We start from the raw sequence: 16,876 nt of genomic DNA on the forward strand, positions 1-16,876 counted from the left end.
CACGACCGTCCCGAGCCTCGCGGCGAGCGCCCTGCCCGCCGGCGTCGTCTGCGTCGAGGTCGACGACCCGCGGTGGACGGGCCGCTCGATGCTGCTCGCGCGGATCGGCGCCCTCACCGGTCCCGCCACCGCGGTGCGCTCGGCACTACGCGAAGAGGCTCTCGACATCGCCGAACGCCCCCGACGTCCGGGCGGCTGAAGCCTGGCCTCTGGACCTTTGTGCCCAGTCTCGCCCCGACCGACGGTCACCTCAGGGGAACGTGCCGGCACCCAGCCACAACCCACCTCGACACCGGCACCTTCGCCGGAACACAGAACTGCGGGGAGGCGGGCCAGCCGCTCGGTACGCTCCTCGGCGTGAGACGGGTTCTCCTGGGCGTTCTGGGGCTGGCGTTGCTGGCGGGTTGCGGTGTCCGGCCCGCGGCGAGCGGCCCGGACATCCCTCCCGTGCCGAGGACCTCGACCAGGCCCGCGCCGCCGCAGAAGGTGCCGCGGTGCGCACCGAAGGGTGTGCGCATCTCGGTCGTGGGCGGCGACGCCGCGATGGGGCTGCGGACGCTGAGCATCGAGCTGGCCAACTGCGGCAGGGCCCCGGTCACCGTGCACGGCTATCCCGCCCTGCGGCTCTACGACGAGGACGACCAGCCGGTCGAGGTCGCGGTGCGGCAGGGGTCCGGGGACATCGCGGTGGTGCCGGAGTTCGACGACCCACCGCGGGACGTGGTCCTGCAACCCGGCGAGAAGGCCCGCTCCGGACTGCTGTGGCGCAACCTGGTCACCGACTCCACGGTGAAGGCGACCACGGCCACACGCCTCGAAGCCGCGCCGACACAGGGCGAACCGTGGCAGGACGTCCCGCTGGTCATACCGAATGACGTCACCGGCACGACGACGGTGACCATCGACCTCGGCAACACCGGCAAGCTCGGCGTCCAGGCCTGGCAGAAGACCTGAGCCGGTCGAGCACGGCCGGCACCGAGCAGAGCCGGCGGCGCCCTACGGCCGCGGCGCGTTGCGCAGGTTGCTGCGGGCCAACTCGAGCATCTTGCCGACCCCGCCGTTGAGCACGGTCCTGCTCGCCGCGAGCGCGAACCCGCGCACCATCTCACCGGTGATCTTCGGCGGGATGGACAGCGCGTTCGGGTCCGTCACCAGCTCGACCAGGGCCGGGCCGGGGTGGGCGAACGCCTTCTCCAACGCCCCGCGGATCGACGGCGGCTCCGTCACGCGGGTCGACCACACACCACAGCCCGCGGCGACCGCCGCGAAGTCCACCGGGGGGTGGTCCGTCCCGTAGTCCGGCAGGCCGTCGACCAGCGATCCAGGAACGTCCGGTCACGGCCCGACCGCAGCTCCGGCAGCACGGCCCGCACGGTCTCCCGCACCGAGCCGTGCCCGGCCAGCACCAGCGGCGTGCGCCGGCCGAGGTGCGCGGGGTCGCTGTCGATCTGCACGGTGTGCTCGCCCGGCAGGAAGTTGTCGTACGGGAAGTCCGTCCCCAGCAGGACGACCAGGTCCGCCTCGTGCATCGCCTCGTAGCAGGCGCCGTACCCCAGCAGGCCGCTCATGCCCACGTCGTACGGGTTGTCGTACTGGATGCACTCCTTGCCGCCCAGCGAGCGCCCCACCGGGGCGGCCAGCGACATCACCTCGTCGTGCGCCCCGCGGTGCCGGCGCTGCGCCTGTTCCGCCAGGTGGCGAGCGGGGCGACAGTCACCGACACCGGCACACGCGCCCGACTGACCCAGCCTGCGCTGTCCCGCGCGTTGCGGCGAGCCGAGCGCGAGGTGGGCGCCGAGCTGCTCGACGGCACCGCGGACCTCGTGGTGACCAGCGGCGATCCCGGGCAGCCCGCCGCCGGCTTCACGCCCCGCGTCGGCTTCGAGGGCGAGGAGGGCGAGACGTTGCGCGGCCTGGTCACCGCGGGGTTGGGCGTCGCATTGCTGCCACCGCCGCAGGCGCCATCGACAGCTCCACACCTTCGGGTGACGGACGTGCCGTCGGAGCGCGACATCGGCGTGGCATGGCTCGCCGGGCGGACGCTACCCGCGCTGTCCGCCCGGTTCCGCGAGCACCTCCTCACTTACCGGTGACTCGGGGCAGCTCCGGGCTGTCCGTGTCCAGCGGGACGTGCGGGCCCCGCACCAGGCCGAGCTGCACCGACTGCCGGCCGAGCAGGAAGTCGAGCGCCCAGTCCACGGCCGTGCGGACGCGGTTGCCCGGCATGGCCATCAGGTGGTAGCCGCGGGTGACGACCCGCGCGGGGAACCCGGCCAGCGGGATCCGCAGCGGGTTCGCCGCCGCCTCGCCGCGTCCGAGGTCCACGACGAAGCCCAGGTCGTGGTGCTTGTACGGGCGCAGCTGCCCACCGGTCAGCGACGCGTACACGTTGTGCCCGGCGAGCTTGCCCTGCCGCGTCGCGTGCTGCGCGGTCATCGCGGTCGCCTGACCGGGACGGGTCAGGTCCGGCACGGCCGCCGCGTCGCCGCAGGCGAAGACCTCGGGGTGGCCGGGCACGACCAGCGTGGGCTCGGTGACGAGCCGGCCCTTCTGCGTCGGCAGGCCCGTGTTCTCGACCAGCGGGTCCGGCCGCACCCCGACACACCACACGAGGGTCCGGTTCGCCACGAAGCCGCCGCTCTTCAGCCGCACGCCCTCCCCGGTGGCCTCCTCGACCGTGTCCCCCATGCGGACCTCGACGCCGCGCTCGCGCAGCACCCTGTCCGCCGCGCGGGAGAGGCGTTTGTCCAGCTCGGGCAGGACCCGCGGCGCGACGTCGAGCAGCATCCAGCGGATCTTCTGCCCCGCCAGCTCCGGGTGCCGCCCGGCGATCGCCGCCGTGAACACGGGCCCCTGCGCGGCGACCTCGGTACCCGTGTAGCCGGCGCCGACGACCACGAAGGTGCAGCGCGCGTCCCGCTCGGCCTGGTCGTCGGCCGCGGTGGCCAACTCGATCTGCCGCACGATGTGGTCGCGCAGGTACAGGGCCTCCGGCACGCCGCGGAAGCCGTGCGCGTGCTCGCTGACCCCCTGGATGGGCAGCAGTTTGTTGACACTGCCGGCCGCGAGCACGAGCCGGTCGTAGTCGAGCGAGCGCTCGGCGCCCTCCGGGTCGGTGTAGGCGACCTTGCGGCTCTCGAGGTCGATCGCGTGCACCGTCCCGAGCGCGAGCCGAACCCCCGGCAGGGTGGCGGGCAACGACACCGTCACTCGCCGCGGATCGAGGACGGCGGCCGCGACCTCGGGCAGCAGCGGCAGGTAGAGGAAGTAGTCGGTCGGGTTGACCAGCACGACCTCGATGTCGTCACCGGTTCTGGAAACGATCTTGAGCAGTGCGCGGGCCGCCTCATACCCGGCGAACCCGCCACCCACGATCACGACTCGCTTCGATGGCATGCCACCATCGTTACCCGAGCCAGCCGAAAGCGAAACTCAGTAGCTGCGCCACACCCCCGCCGCCGGCCGCTCACCCACACCCTTCCGGCTGTAGTCGCACACGCCCTTCGGGAAGGCCTGGCGCAGTTGGGCCTTCTCCTCGGCGGTGAACGTCACCGGATAATCGTTGAAGTTCAACGGCTTCACCCGGCACTTGATCGTCGTCATCGAGAGGTTCGCGCCCGCGGCCAGGCGGGGGTTCGCGGCCACCGGGTACAGCTGGCCGCAGCGGCCCGTCGGCGGGTACGAGAGCTTCTCGCTGATCCGCTCCGTCGCGGAGACGAAGCAGCCGTCGGTCAGGTCGCGTGGCTTGTTCGCGATGACCTTGGCCGCGCGGTCGCGGTGGGAGGGGTCGTCGTCGAGGGCGGAGAGCCAGCGGTCCATGGCGTCCAGCTGGTAGGCGGCCGCGGCGTTCGACTGGGCCGGGTCCGCGGACGAGAAGATGATCACCTGGTTGGCGGCCGTGCCGTTGGCCGAGCGCAGGCGGTCCCGCATGATGAACGACATCTCCGCGGTGTGGATGTCCCCGACCGGGATGCGGTCCAGGTACGTGCGCTGGTCGATGACCGGTGTGTACCGCAGGCCCTGCGACGCCGTGTTGACCAGGTCGCTCGCGTACGCGGCGCTCAGGCCGCGCGGGTCTCCCGTGGTGCGGCCGGGGATCGGCCGGCCCGCGTAGTCGTAGCCGCCGACGCCGGCGTTCAGTGCCGCGAACTGGGCGGGCGTGATCTGCCCGGCCCTCAGCGCGCTCAGGCCGTACTGCACACCGGTGTTGTCCAGCACCGCCCGCACGAACCCGGTCCTCGGGTCGCGGCCGAGCTGGTTGACCCACTGCTCGGACGCGGAGCAGCGCTGGCCGTTCGGGTTGCTGACGGGGTCCCAGCGCGTCGCGGGCGGGATGACCGGGTCGCAGCTGCCGGTCGCCGTCGTCCGGTTGAGGAACGTGACGCCCCAGGACGTGCACGTGTCGTAGGTGTTGTAACCGGAGACCGCCCGTTGCTGCTCCGGCGTGAAGCCGCCCTTCGCGAAGTAGGCGTTGAGCAGGCCGCAGTCGGTGACCGGGGCCGTGGTCGTCAGCGGGTCGGGGAACGAGATGCCCGGGATGATCCCGTCGAGGATGCCCGGGTAGGCGTCGGCGATGTCGTACTGCTGGATGCCGCCGCCGGAGCCGCCCCAGCCGATCGTGTGCCGGGCGGGGCCGTAGGTCTCGAGGAAGTGCTCCTTGACCATCATCGCGGCCTCGGCGGAGATGATGGGGCTGCAGTTGTTGTCCAGCACGTTGAGCGTGGACGACGCGACCGCGTAGCCCTGCGACAGGAACAGGTCCACCAGCACGTCGGCGGTGGTCGTGCCCTGGCGGTAGCCGCTGTTGCAGCCACCGCCGAAGTTGTAGACGAGCCGGCGGTTCCAGCCGGTCTCCGGGCTGACCGGCGACGGGTCCTTGCCGTCGTAGAGCGCCGCCAGCTGGTAGACGGCCCGGTCGATGACGCCGACCTCGACGCGCACGACGTACGGCACGGTCACGCCCTCGACGTCGGCGGTCGCGAGGTCGGCGGGCCGGCTCGCGGGATCGGCGAGCGGTTTGAACTGGCCGGTGGTGGTGCGATAGGCGTACCGGACCACGGTCGGTGCCTCGCACAGCGGCTGCCGCGCCGGCGCGAGCCCGAACGCCTCGGTCTGGCAGTAGAACGGGTGCTGCTGCGGGCCGGAGAACACCGGGCCGGAGATGGGGTGGTTCACCACGCGGACGGACGCCTGCCGGTCCCGGGCCAACGCGGAGATCGTGTTGCGGCCGTCGCGCAGGCCGCGCACCACGCCGAGCAGCGAGCCGTCGGGCTGGGCGGTGAAGCCGGCCGTGACGTCCGCGCCGTTGCGCAGCACCCGCACGTGCTCGTCGCGGGACACCCGCACCAGCACGTCGCCGCCGCTGACGAACTCGGACTTGGTGTTGGACAGGACCGTGACGGTGAGGCCGTGCCGCGGGTCGGCGGCGGTCACCCCCGTCAACCCGGTCAGGGCCAGGGCGGCCGTGAGCAGGACCGTGGCGACAGCACAGGCGCGGGTCACGCGCAGAGCCTAATCCCTCGCGTGTCCAACCCGCACGACCCGCGTGTCCAACCCGCGCGACTGCTGAGTTCGACAAATCCGGCCGCTCCGCCATTCGCCGGATCGTTGGACACGCGGGTCCGGAACGTCGGACACGCGAGTTCGGAACGTCGGACACGCGAGTTCGGAACGTCGGACACGCGAGTTCGGAACGTCGGACACGCGAGTTCGGAACGTCGGACACGCGAGTTCGGAACGTCGGACACGCGGGTCCAGAACGTTGGACACGCGGGGTCGGAGCGTCGGACACGCGGGGTCGGAGCGTTGGACACGCGGTGTGGGCAAGTCTGTGGTTCGAGTGCGTGCTGCCTACGGTTAGCGCATGAACGTCGTGCTCGGGTGGCCGCTGGGCACTGTGCTCGCCCTGCTCATCGTGGGTGGCGCCGCTGTCATCGGGGTAGGTCGGCTCGGCTCGTGGCGGCCGGTGGTCACCGCGGCGGTGCGGGCGGTCGGCCAGCTCGCCGCGGTCAGCCTCGTCATCGTCTTCGTGCTCAGGAGCGGGTGGCTGACCGCCGCGTTCGTGCTGTTCATGTTCGGCATCGCGGCGTGGACCTCCGCGCGGCGCATCACCAGGGCCAGGCACGGGCGGTGGGTCGCGGCGTCGATCGGCGTCGGGGTCGCGCCCATCCTCGGGCTGCTGCTCGCGACCCGCATCGTGCCGGCGAACCCGCTGGCCGTCGTCCCGATCGCCGGCATCCTCATCGGCGGCGCCATGACCGCCACCTCGCTCGCCGGCAGACGCGCGCTGGACGAGCTGACCGCCCGCCGCGGCGAGTACGAGGCCGCCCTGGCACTCGGGTTCACCGACCAGGACGCCGTCCGTCTCATTGTGCGACCCACCGCCGGTCAGGCCCTCGTGCCCGTGCTCGACCAGACCCGCACGGTCGGCCTGGTCACGCTGCCCGGCACGTTCGTCGGCATCCTGCTCGGCGGCGGCTCACCGCTGCAGGCCGGCGCCACCCAGCTCCTCGTCCTCATCGCACTCCTGGCGATCGAGGGCATCGCCGTGCTCATCACCGTGGAACTGGTGGCGAACCGAAAACTCAGCCCCGCCGGATGGACATGAGCGTGTCGAAGTCGGCGAAGCGGTCCGACAGCCGCGCCCCGGTGAAGTTGCCGACCCAGCCGTCCTCGTCATGGAAGAACCGGATCGAGACGTAGTCCGGCCGCGTGCCCATGTCGAACCAGTGCGTCGTGTCGGCCGGCACGCTCAGCAGGTCGCCCGCCTCACACAGCACCCCGTAGACCCTGCCGCCGACGTGCAGGTAGAACACCCCGGCGCCCCGCGCGAAGAACCGGTCCTCGTCGTCGTCATGGGTGTGCTCGTTCAGGAACCTCTGCCGCGCCTCGGCGGCCTTCGCGCGCCACTCGTCGGTGTCCTCCGGCGTCATGTGCAGCGCGTCGACCAGGACGTAGCCCTCGTTCTCGACCACCCGCGCCACGTACGGCTCGTAGGCGGCCAGCACCTCGTCCGAGGTCGGGCGCTCGGGCAGGTCCTCGACCACGGGCCAGCGCTCGAACCGCACCCCGTGCTGCTTCAGCTCGTCGGCGATGGTGTCCGCGTCGGTGGTCCGGGTCAGTACGGTGTCCGGGTCGTCGTCGGCCCACACGGTCAGCAGTGTCATCACGCTCCCCTTCCCGTTTCGAGTATGAACCGCAGCAGCCATTCCAGGCACTCCAGCCGGTGGCGGGCCTGCCGCAGGTCCGCGCCCCACACGTAGCTGCCGTGCCTGGCCACGATCAGCGCCGGGGTGTCGGCGCGGTAGCCGCGTTCGAACGCGTCGCCGAGGACCCGCATGTCCTGGCCGTTCGGGATGACCGGGATGGTGACCAGGTCGCCGTGGGCCTGCCGTCCGAAGCCCTTCAGCATCTCCAGGTCCGCGAGCTGGACCCCGCCCGGCCAGCGTTCGGCCGCCAGCACGGGGGCCAGCGCGTGGACGTGCACGACCGCGCCGGCACCGGAGACCGCCGCGATCCTGGCGTGCAGCCCGGCCTCCGCGGACGGGACGCCGGGGCCGAGGGGCTCGCCGTGCGCGTCGACCTCCACGTGGTCGTCGGCGGTCAGCTCGCCCTTGTCCAGGCCGCTGGCCGTGACCGCGAGCCGCAGCGGGTCGCGGTCCAGCACCACGGACAGGTTGCCGGACGTGCCCCGCATCCAGCCCATCGACGCGTAGCGCGCGGCCTCGTCGGCGAGGTCCTGGCCGACGCTCACAGGTCCACCTCGTCGATCTCGTCGACCTCGTCGAACGAGCCGATGGTCCGGTGCGGCCCGAAGTCGGCGTCCCCGAACGGCTCGCCCTTCCGTGCCACGCCGACCGTCTGCCAGCCGGCCGCACGAGCCGCGTCCAGCTCGGCCGGCACGTCGGAGAAGAACACGATCCGCGCCGGCTCCGCCCCGAGTGCCGCGGCGATGGCCCGGTACGAAGGCTCCTCGCGCTTCGGCCCGGCGTTGACGGTGTCGAAGTGCCGGCTGAACAGGGCGGTCAGGTCGCCGTCGGTGGTGCGGGAGAACGACGCGACCTGCCCGGCCACCGAGCCGGACGAGAACACCGCGAGCCGCGGCCCTCCCGCGTGCCACAGCCGCAGCTTCGGCGCCACGTCGGCGAACAGCTGGGTCGTGAGGTCGCCGTCCGCGTAGCCCTTCTCCCAGATCAGCCCCTGCAACGTCTTGAGCGGCGCGATCTTCTGGTCCGCGGCCATCCAGCCGTGCAGGACCGCGACCACCTCGTCCGTGCCCGCGGCGGGTGGCAGGCCGCCCAGCTCGCGGATCTCCGCGACGGCGTCCGCCACCACGGGGTCGTCGCCGTGCGCGTCGATCCACGGGCCGAGCCGGGGCCGCGCGTAGTCGTACAGCACGACGTGCACCTGGCTGGTCGCGGTGAGCGTGCCCTCGATGTCGAGGACCACCCAGTCAACCTTCACGGAATCTCCTCGTAGTAGGAACCCAGCTGGCGCGGGGAGAACGGACCGCGGTCGGTGACGACGGTCGTCACGAACCGCGGCGGGGTGATGTCGAAGGCCGGGTAGAGCCCACGGATCCCCGGCCGGTTCAACACCTCCGTGCCGTCGCGGTACTCGATCGGCACGTCGGCCGCGGTGGGTGCGAGCCGGTCGGGTGCCTGCACCATCGCGTGGAACGGCACGTCGAACGCGTGCGCCGCGACGGCGAGCCCGAGCGTGCCGATCTTGTTGACCACGTGGCCGTCCATGGTGACGCGGTCGGCGGCGGTGACGAGGGCGTCGACCCGGCCGCTGGACAGCACGGCCGCACCCATGCCGTCGGTGATCACCGTGGTGTCGACGCCCATCTCCGCCAACGTCTCCGCGGTGAGCCGCGCGCCCTGCAGGTACGGCCGGGTCTCGGTGCAGACGAACGCGAGGTCCTTGCCGGCGGCCGCGCGCACCAGCTCCACCAGGTACAGGTCGGCCCAGCAGTGGGTGAGCACGGTTGCCTTGTCCGGCAGCAGTTCGGCGGTGTGCCGGCCCAGGGCGGCGCTGCGGGAGCGGTACCGCTCGTCACCGGCCCGCGCGCCCGCCAGCACAGCGGCCGCGAGGTCGTCACCGGTCTGCCCGTCCACGCCGGACAGTGCGGCGGCGACGGCTTTGCGCAGGTGGTTGTTGGTGCGGCGGGTGGCGATCAGCCGTTCTCCGGCCTTCGCCAGGTGTGCGCGGGCGTCCTCCGCGGCCAGGGAACGGGCCTCCCGCGCGGCGAGCACCATCCCCCACAGCGCGGCGAAGTACGGGCCGGAGGACTGGGTCACCATGTCCTCGATGGCCTTCGCGACGTCCTCGACGGACGCGCAGTGCACCCACACGCGTTCGGCGGGGAACACCCTGCGGTCCAGGATCTCGACGCCGTCGTCGGTGAGCCGGACGCTGTCGGCGAGGACCGGGCCCATCACGTGTACCCCGTGTACGGCGGGTTCTCCCCGGTGAGGAAGTGCGCGCCGACCTCGCGTGCCTTGTACACCACGGGGTCGTGCAGGGTGAGCGTGCGCGCGTTGCGCCAGAAGCGGTCGAACGCGTACTTGCTGGCCGTGCCGCGGGCGCCGACGAACTCGAACACCTTCGACGTGGTCTCGTTGACCACCCTGGTCGCCACCACCTTCGCCGCGGAGATGGCGACCGCCGCCTCGGCCCGCTCGGCCGCCGACAGCTCGGGCCCGCGGTCGAACGCCTCGCCGAGCGCGCGGGCTGCCTCGTCGGTGAGCGCGCCCGCCGCCCGGACCTGTGCGACCAGCTCGCCGTAGCCGGCCACGACGTGCGGGTCGTCCACCGCGCTGTCCACTCCGGACAGGAACCACGGGCGGCTCCGGTGGCGGGTGTAGTCGGCGGCCTCGAGGAGCGCGCCCTCCGCGATGCCCACGTAGATCTGGGCGAGGAACAGCTGGAAGGAGATCGCGGCCAGCGACTGGCGCGGCACCAGCTCCTCGGGTTGCGCGCCGAGCACGTCGTCCGCGGGCAGGAACGCGTCGGTGAACACGACGCCGCCGCTGGTGGTCAGCCGCTGGCCGATGTTGTCCCAGTCGCGGAGGTACTCGATGCCGGGCGTGCGGGCGTCGATGACGAACGTGAGCTTCTCCTCGGCGTCCGTCCGGGTGGCGCTGACGACGAGCCGGTCGGCGACCGAGGCGCCGGTGGCGAACGTCTTGCGGCCGTTGACGAGGAACCCGCCGGCGGTCGGGGTCAGCTGGAGCGCCGCGTCGAGCGGGTTGCTGATGCCGGCCCAGAAGTGGTTGTCCGCGGTGGTTTCCCGGTGCAGCCGCGCGACGAGGTCGGGCCGGTCGAACAGCTCGCCCCGCCACAGCTGCAGGTAGTGGTAGCCGAGCAGGTGACCGACGTTGGCGTCGGCGGCGGCCACGACGCGGGTGACGGCGTTGGCGGTGAGCCAGCTCTCGCCCATGCCGCCGCGGTCGGCCGGGATGAGGAGTGTGAGCAGGCCCGACTCCTTGAGCAGCGCGACCTCGCGGGTGGGCTCGGCGCCGGCCAGGTCCCGCTCGGCGGCGTCGGCACGCAGGGTGTCGACGAGCTTGTCCGTTCTCTCCCGCCAGCTCATGCCGTCCCCTCATCCGCTCCGTGGCGCCGGAAAGCTCCGCTCATGCCAGGGCCACCAGTGCGTCGAGGGCGACCGCGCTCCCCCTGGCGACCGCGTCGACGACGACGTGCCGGTGCGGGTTGTACGAGGTCGGGTCGGTGTTGTCGACGGTAGCGTTGCCGTCGATGACCAGCACGCCGCCGGCACGCAGCCCGGACAGGCCGGCGAACACGAGCAGGGTGGACAGCTCCATCTCGATCGCGCGGACCCCGGCGGCCAGGTACTCCCGCGTGGGCAGCTCCCGCACCATCGGGCTGAACGCGGCCCGGGTCCAGACGACACCGCGGTGGGCCCGCGCCTGGTGGGCCGTGGCGGCGGCGGTGAGCGCGAGGACCGCCTCCGGCGTGGCGAAGGCCGGGTACTCGGGCCGCACGAGCTGCTGGGTGACCCCGTCGTCGCGCACCGCGGCCTCGGCGATGACGAGGTCCCCGTCGAGGATGTCGTCCCGGAGGGAGCCGGCGGTCCCGAACCGGATGAACGTGTGCACCCCGGCCTCGGCCAGCTCGCGGAACTGGCAGAGCGCGCCGGGGCCGCCGACCCCGTGTGACGACACGACGACGGGCGTGCCCTGCCAGGTGCCCCGGTAGCTGCGGTACTCCCGGTTCTGCCCGATGAGCGTGGGATCGGTGAGCAGCCCGGCGACGGCCGTGGCGCGCTCGGGGTCGCCGACGACCAGCGCGTGCCCGGGCAACCCGGTCCGGGGGATCTTGGTGATGGGCAGGGTCATGAGGAGGTCCTCCTGCGAAGCCGCGCGCTGGAGAGGAACAACGCGACGAGCGTGACGACGTAGGGAGCGGCGTCGGTCGCCTGCTGCGGCAACCCGACGCCCTGGAGCCGGAACCCGAACGCCTCGGCGAGCCCGAACAGCACGGCGGCGGCGAGGACACCCCAGGGCAGGGCCCGCCCGAGCATGACGGCCACCACGGCGATCCACCCGCGCCCGGCGGTCATGTTCTCGGAGAAGAGGGTGACGTTGCCGAGGGCGAGCTGCGCGCCGGCGAGCCCGCAGAGCGCGCCCCCGGCGAGGATCACGCCGTAGCGGTACCGGGTGACACTGACCCCGAGGCTGGCGGCGGCTTCCGGCCGTTCGCCGACGCCGCGGAGCCGAAGCCCCCACGGGTGCCGGTAGAGCAGCACCGCGAGCCCCGGCACGGCGAGCCAGGAGAGGTAGACGAGCAGGGAGTGCCCGGACAGCACCGGGATGCCACCCAGGTCCAGGTCGGGCAACCCCTGGAGCGTGGGATCGCTGAAGGTGCCACGGGTCCCGAACACGGTCCGGATGAGGAAGCTGGTCAACCCCACGGCGAGCAGGTTGATGGCAACCCCGAGCACGATCGCGTCCCCACCGAAGGACACATGACCGACGGCGAGAATGAGCGAGTAGCCGGTCCCGGCGACCACGGCGACCAGCACCCCGAGCCACGCACTCCCGCCGTACCAGGACCCGGCGACCCCGGCGAACGCCCCGACGAGCATGGTCCCCTCGAGCGAGATGTTGAAGACCCCGGCCCGCTGGCACAAGGCCCCGGCCAACGCGGCGAAGAGGATGGGCGTGAGCGCCCCGAGGGCAGAGGCGAAGAGAGCGGCGTCAATCATGCCGACACCCCCTCCCCTGCACGAAAGTCCCATTCGTGCAGGTCAGGGGATCCCCCGGTTTCAACACTACCGGCAACCACCGACAATCCCGCGCCACCAACGCAACCCGCCCACCAAATTCACCCACCCAACCCGAACGAAAGTCCCACTCATCACCCAGGGGGTCCCCCGATTTCAACGCTACCGACGACCACCGACAATCCCGCACCACCAACGCAACCCGCCCACCAAATTCACCCACCCAACCCGAACGAAAGTCCCACTCATCACCCAAGGGGCCCCCCGATTTCAACGCTACCGGGCAGCACCGACGATTCCGCCGGGTGAGCGGCGGGTTGTCCACAGTCATGTCGAGGTCCTCCTCTTGCGGAGCAGGCCCGTCGCCGCGGCCAGGAAGATGATCAGGATCGCCTGGAGGACCGCGGTCAGCTCCCTCGGGACCTGGGTCGCGCGTTCCATCGCGAAGCCGCCGCTCGTCAGGGCGGCGAAGAAGACCGCCGCCACGAGTGTGCCCAGCGGGTTCGCCGCCGCCAGCAGCGCCGCCAGCAGTCCGACCCACGTGTACTGCGGCGTGATCAACGCCCCGTCGATGAACCGGTACGGGAACCCCAGCACCACCACCGCCCCCACCAAGCCCGCCAAGCCGCCCGAGCACGCCAGCAACCGCACCGTCAGCCCCGGCCGCTCGATCCCCGCGTACGCCGCGAACCGCGGGCCCCACCCCGTGACGCGTGCCTCGAAGCCCGCCGGCGTCCGCGCGTCGACCACCGCGAACACCGCCACCGCCGCCACGATCAGGAACACGCCCATCGTCACGGACCCCAGTGCCGGCAGCCGCACATCCGGCGGCAGCTGCTCGCTCTGCGGCAGGCTCGACCCGGCGTCCCGCATCGGGAACCGCACCAGGTACGCCGCGAACGACATCGCCGGGTAACTGAGCAGCAGCGACGACACCAAAAGTGGTACACCCAAGCGGGTCTCGCAGACCGCCGCCACCGACGCGTACAGCGCACCCGCCAGCGTCCCCGCCACCAGCGCCGCGACGATGCCGAGCACGCCCGGCACATGCGGTCCCACCACGATCGCGCTGATCGCACCGAGCACCAGCTGGCCCTCGCCGCCGAGGTTCACCATGCCGGCACGCAACGGGATCGCCAGCGCCGTCGCCATGCCGGCCACCGGCACCGCGTACGCGAGCGTGTCCTGGATGCCGTCCGGGCCGAACGCGCCCGTCACGATCGCCCAGTACGCGTCGAGCGGGTTCGCGCCGGTCGCGGCCAGTAACACCGCGCCCAGCACCAACGCACCCACAAGGGTGACGAGAACCGTCCTCACCCGGCGCCTCCGGCCATCGCCAGCCCGAGGGCGGAGTTGGTGGCCTCGTCCTTGGTGAACTCCGCGACGATCCGCCCCTCGTACAGCACGAGCACCCGGTCGGCCAGCGCGCGGATCTCCGACAGCTCCGCCGACACCAGCAGCACGGCGTGCCCGGCGTCGCGGTAGGCGACGATCCGCTGGTGGATCTGCACGATCGCGCCGATGTCCACGCCCCGCGTCGGCTGCTCGACCAGCAGCACCGGCGCGTCGTGCGCCAGCTCCCGGCCGAGGATCGCCTTCTGCTGGTTGCCGCCGGACAGCGTCCGCATCGGCGCCGCCACGCCGCCCGCCCGCACCCCGTACTCGTCGACGATCGCCGCGCCGTGCCTCCTGATGTCGCGCGGCCGCAGGAACCCGCGCCGGGCGAGCCGCCGCTGGAACCCGACCGCCAGGTTGTCGGCGACCGTCGCCCCGGGTGCGCTGCCGACCTCCGCGCGGTCCTCCGGCACGTGCGCGAGGCCGGCCGCCCGCCGCTGCCGCACCGGCAACCCGCTGACGTCCCGGCCGTTCACCGTCACCGTCCCGGCGTCGACCGGGCGGAGGCCGGCGATCGCGGCGACCAGCTCCGTCTGCCCGTTGCCCGCCACCCCGGCGATACCCACCACCTCGCCGGCCCGCACCTCCAGCGACACCCCGTGGAGCGCCGGATGGCCGTGCAGGGTCAGCCCGCGGACGGAGAGCAGGACCTCGCCGGGCGTCCCGACCGGATGAATCTTGTCCAGCTCGACGTCCCGGCCGGTCATCGCCGCGGCCAGGGCGGCACGGTCCGTGTCCGCTGTTGCCGACGAAAGAGTGACCCGGCCATCACGCAGCACGGTGACGTTGTCGCTCAGCGCAAGCACTTCGTGCAGCTTGTGCGAGACGAACAGGATCGTGCGGCCCTCGATGGCCAGCCCGCGCAGCACGTCGAACAGCCGGTCGGTCTCGGCCGGTGTGAGCACCGCGGTCGGCTCGTCGAGGATGAGCACGCTCGCCTGCCGGTACAGCAGCTTCAGGATTTCCACCTGCTGCCGCAGTCCGACCGGCAGGTCACCCACACGATCCGTGGGTCGCAGTCGCAGACCGTGACGTTCGATCAGCTCCTCGACCGCGGCGCGCGCCGCGCGCCGGTCCAGCAGCCCACGCCGTCGCGGCTCGGCGCCGAAGATCACGTTGTCGGTCACCGACAGCGTGTCGAACAGGGCGAACCCCTGCTGCACCATGCCGATCCCGGCCTCGATGGCGGCCGCCGCCGAGCCGAACGACACCGGCCGCCCGGCGAGCTCGACCACCCCGGCGTCCGGCCGCGCCAGTCCATAGAGGATCGACATCAGCGTGGACTTGCCGGCGCCGTTCTCCCCCATCAGCGCGTGGATCTCGCCCGGCGCGACGGTCAGGTCGACGTGGTCGTTGGCGAGCACCCCGGGGAACCGCTTGACGATCCCCCGGAGCGCGACCGCCGGCGGTTCAGGATGCCGCGGGGTCATCGACCTTGAGGGTGCCCGCGGCGATCTCGTCTCGCAGCTTGCCGACCTGGGTGAGCACGTCCGGGTGATCGGCGATGACGCACTGTGACTTGTCGACGTCCGGCTGCAGTCCGGTGAGCGAGATGCCCTCCTCCTTGATCCCGTACGAGCGGGTGTTGCCGCGCTTACCGTCGAGGATCGCCGTCACCCCGTCGGATATCACCACATCAGTGCGCTTGATCACGTTGTCCACCACGACCCCGGGCGAGGCGGGGCACTGGTTGGCGTCGACGCCGAACGCGAAGACGCCGTGCTCCTTGGCGGCCTCGAACACCCCGAGGTTGCCGGACGCGGACGCCGCGCCCATCACGTAGTCCACGCCCTGGCCGGCGAGTGTCGCGGTCAGTTCCTTGGCCCGCCCCGGATCGTTGAAGGGGTTGGCGCCTCCGATGAACAGCGGCGAGAGCGCCGCACCCGGCCTGACCTTCTGGGCACCGAGCCCGAAGGGGTCGGAGTAGCGGTGGAACTGGGGTGCGTCGACGGCCACGACCGCGCCGACCTTGCCCGTCTTCGTGAGCGCCCCGGCCTCGGCGCCCGCGAGAAAAACTCCCTCGTACTCGCGGAAGACGGCACACGTCACGTTCTCGTACTGCTTCTCCGTGCACGAGTCGACGAAGAGGAACTGCTGGTCAGGGTGCTGCTCGGCCTGCTGCGCGAGCACGTCGGCGAAGTTGAACCCGACCGCGACGACCACGTCCGGCTTGTCGCGGACGGCGGCCGCCACGTTCTGCTGTATGGAAGCCGGGTCCGTGCTCTGGTAGACCGACTGTGTGCCTTTGTGCGCGGAAGCAGCGTCCTCGGCGCCTTTGACGGCGAGCTTGAGGAAGTCGTTGACGCCGACCGGGTTGGGCGTGACCAACACGATCGACGGTCCGTCGGCATCCCCGCCCGCGGGAGCCTTCGCCGCCGCGTTGCACCCGGCTGCCAGCACTCCGGCGGCCAGTAGCAAGATCACCCCATGCGCTCTCATGCGCAGGTCCCCTTTCGCGTGTCACCCGACCGGAGCAACCGTATGCACGGCGCCCACGATTCGGCCAGCGTGCCCAGAAACTGGGACGGGCTTGAGGTTCACTGGCGAGTCGGGCGGGATTCGCGTGATGGGACTGTCGCATGTGGGCCGTCACCCGTTGGAATGTCTTCAGGTTTGACCCCTTCCTGCCGAGGGAACTGGAGGGCAGACCTCAAGGACGAGGAGGACCGTATGGCGACAGAGGCCGTACCAAGATCAGCACCAATCCCGGGACCGCGGCTGGTGGCTCCCCCGGACATCCGTCCGCGTGCCGGCCACGAACTGTTCGTAGGGGTGGAGAAGGTGCTCGGACAGCTGACGGCGAGGGGCTTGCGGAACGCCATCGCCCTGGCCGACGACCTCCGCACCGCCCTCGCCAGAACGGCGGCCCTGGGGGACAGCTGCCGAGTCCGCCCACAGTGCGACGGCGTCCGCCTGGCCGCCGACCTGCTGCTACGCGGCGAGGTGGTCGACGCACACGCGATCCTCATCCGCATGCACTCAGAGCTCGCGGACCGCCAGCGCCGCTGACGCGCCCCCTTTTCGCCGCAGGCCCGCCACAAGCCTCAGCTCCCGCCCCACCGCGCGTGTCCAACGCCCATAACCCGCGTGTCCAACGCGCACGACCGCTGAGTTCGACGAAACGTGCCGAGGGTCGCGGCAGCCTTCGTCGAACACACGGTCACCGACGTCGGACACGCGGGACCGCAGCGTTGGACACGCGAGACCGCAGCGTCGGACACGCGGGTCCGC

At 71.9% G+C, this 16,876-nt stretch carries 17 protein-coding genes and 1 pseudogene; 5 read left to right on the forward strand and 13 right to left on the reverse strand.

What is annotated here, in order from left to right; translation table 11 throughout:
* Both ACJ73U_RS41795 and ACJ73U_RS41800 read left to right on the forward strand, forming a co-directional pair.
* Positions 1 to 199: hypothetical protein (locus ACJ73U_RS41795; protein WP_407783322.1), on the forward strand; the 199-nt coding region annotated here is incomplete at its 5' end.
* A 158-nt stretch (positions 200 to 357) separates the two neighbouring features.
* Positions 358 to 954, forward strand: a complete 597-nt coding sequence (locus ACJ73U_RS41800) for a DUF4232 domain-containing protein (RefSeq protein ID WP_407783323.1) — start codon at positions 358 to 360, stop codon at positions 952 to 954.
* 42 nt (positions 955 to 996) lie between these two features.
* Here the strand turns inward: ACJ73U_RS41800 and ACJ73U_RS41805 are convergent.
* Positions 997 to 1,667 (reverse strand): annotated as a pseudogene (locus ACJ73U_RS41805) (thiamine pyrophosphate-dependent enzyme); the annotation flags it as partial.
* Here ACJ73U_RS41805 and ACJ73U_RS41810 point away from each other — a divergent pair.
* Positions 1,656 to 2,093 (forward strand): LysR family transcriptional regulator, encoded by a 438-nt coding sequence (locus tag ACJ73U_RS41810; RefSeq protein WP_407783338.1) that lies wholly within the window; start codon positions 1,656 to 1,658, stop codon positions 2,091 to 2,093. The pseudogene ACJ73U_RS41805 and the gene ACJ73U_RS41810 overlap by 12 nt on opposite strands.
* Here the strand turns inward: ACJ73U_RS41810 and ACJ73U_RS41815 are convergent.
* Both ACJ73U_RS41815 and ACJ73U_RS41820 read right to left on the reverse strand, forming a co-directional pair.
* A complete protein-coding gene (locus ACJ73U_RS41815; protein ID WP_407783324.1) occupies positions 2,080 to 3,396 on the reverse strand; it encodes an NAD(P)/FAD-dependent oxidoreductase in 1,317 nt (438 codons plus the stop codon). The two genes, ACJ73U_RS41810 and ACJ73U_RS41815, sit on opposite strands and share 14 nt — an antisense overlap.
* 36 nt (positions 3,397 to 3,432) lie before the next feature.
* Entirely contained in the window at positions 3,433 to 5,502 is a 2,070-nt protein-coding gene (locus ACJ73U_RS41820) for a DUF6351 family protein (RefSeq protein ID WP_407783325.1), read from the reverse strand.
* Between the two features lie 361 nt (positions 5,503 to 5,863).
* Here ACJ73U_RS41820 and ACJ73U_RS41825 point away from each other — a divergent pair, with 361 nt between their 5' ends.
* On the forward strand, positions 5,864 to 6,607 hold the full coding sequence (locus ACJ73U_RS41825; RefSeq protein ID WP_407783326.1) for an ABC transporter permease: 744 nt from the start codon (positions 5,864 to 5,866) through the stop codon (positions 6,605 to 6,607).
* On the opposite strand, the gene ACJ73U_RS41830 is transcribed toward ACJ73U_RS41825, so the two are convergent.
* From ACJ73U_RS41830 to ACJ73U_RS41875, 10 genes are all read right to left on the reverse strand, one after another.
* Entirely contained in the window at positions 6,585 to 7,166 is a 582-nt protein-coding gene (locus ACJ73U_RS41830) for a 1,2-dihydroxy-3-keto-5-methylthiopentene dioxygenase (RefSeq protein ID WP_407783327.1), read from the reverse strand. The genes ACJ73U_RS41825 and ACJ73U_RS41830 overlap by 23 nt on opposite strands.
* On the reverse strand, positions 7,166 to 7,753 hold the full coding sequence (mtnB, locus tag ACJ73U_RS41835; RefSeq protein WP_407783328.1) for a methylthioribulose 1-phosphate dehydratase: 588 nt from the start codon (positions 7,751 to 7,753) through the stop codon (positions 7,166 to 7,168). Before mtnB ends, ACJ73U_RS41830 begins: the two co-directional genes overlap by 1 nt.
* Positions 7,750 to 8,463 (reverse strand): acireductone synthase, encoded by a 714-nt coding sequence (gene mtnC, locus ACJ73U_RS41840; RefSeq protein WP_407783329.1) that lies wholly within the window; start codon positions 8,461 to 8,463, stop codon positions 7,750 to 7,752. The genes mtnB and mtnC overlap by 4 nt, the downstream gene beginning before the upstream one ends.
* Entirely contained in the window at positions 8,460 to 9,440 is a 981-nt protein-coding gene (locus tag ACJ73U_RS41845) for a methylthioribose-1-phosphate isomerase (RefSeq protein ID WP_407783330.1), read from the reverse strand. The genes mtnC and ACJ73U_RS41845 overlap by 4 nt, the downstream gene beginning before the upstream one ends.
* Entirely contained in the window at positions 9,440 to 10,597 is a 1,158-nt protein-coding gene (locus ACJ73U_RS41850; RefSeq protein WP_407783331.1) for an acyl-CoA dehydrogenase family protein, read from the reverse strand. The genes ACJ73U_RS41845 and ACJ73U_RS41850 overlap by 1 nt, the downstream gene beginning before the upstream one ends.
* Positions 10,598 to 10,637: 40 nt before the next feature.
* A complete protein-coding gene (locus ACJ73U_RS41855; protein ID WP_407783332.1) occupies positions 10,638 to 11,363 on the reverse strand; it encodes a purine-nucleoside phosphorylase in 726 nt (241 codons plus the stop codon).
* Positions 11,360 to 12,232: an ABC transporter permease gene (locus ACJ73U_RS41860; RefSeq protein ID WP_407783333.1), complete on the reverse strand. Its 873-nt coding sequence runs from the start codon at positions 12,230 to 12,232 to the stop codon at positions 11,360 to 11,362. The genes ACJ73U_RS41855 and ACJ73U_RS41860 overlap by 4 nt, the downstream gene beginning before the upstream one ends.
* A gap of 345 nt (positions 12,233 to 12,577) precedes the next feature.
* Positions 12,578 to 13,567, reverse strand: a complete 990-nt coding sequence (locus ACJ73U_RS41865; RefSeq protein WP_407783334.1) for an ABC transporter permease — start codon at positions 13,565 to 13,567, stop codon at positions 12,578 to 12,580.
* A complete protein-coding gene (locus ACJ73U_RS41870) occupies positions 13,564 to 15,075 on the reverse strand; it encodes an ABC transporter ATP-binding protein (RefSeq protein WP_407783335.1) in 1,512 nt (503 codons plus the stop codon). The genes ACJ73U_RS41865 and ACJ73U_RS41870 overlap by 4 nt, the downstream gene beginning before the upstream one ends.
* On the reverse strand, positions 15,056 to 16,084 hold the full coding sequence (locus tag ACJ73U_RS41875; protein ID WP_407783336.1) for a BMP family ABC transporter substrate-binding protein: 1,029 nt from the start codon (positions 16,082 to 16,084) through the stop codon (positions 15,056 to 15,058). Before ACJ73U_RS41875 ends, ACJ73U_RS41870 begins: the two co-directional genes overlap by 20 nt.
* A 282-nt stretch (positions 16,085 to 16,366) precedes the next feature.
* Between ACJ73U_RS41875 and ACJ73U_RS41880 the strand changes: the two genes are divergently transcribed.
* Positions 16,367 to 16,654: a hypothetical protein gene (locus ACJ73U_RS41880; RefSeq protein WP_407783337.1), complete on the forward strand. Its 288-nt coding sequence runs from the start codon at positions 16,367 to 16,369 to the stop codon at positions 16,652 to 16,654.
* Positions 16,655 to 16,876: the final 222 nt, after the last annotated feature.

It is taken from the genome of Actinophytocola sp., from assembly GCF_045807065.1.
In the GTDB taxonomy this organism is placed as follows: domain Bacteria; phylum Actinomycetota; class Actinomycetes; order Mycobacteriales; family Pseudonocardiaceae; genus Actinophytocola.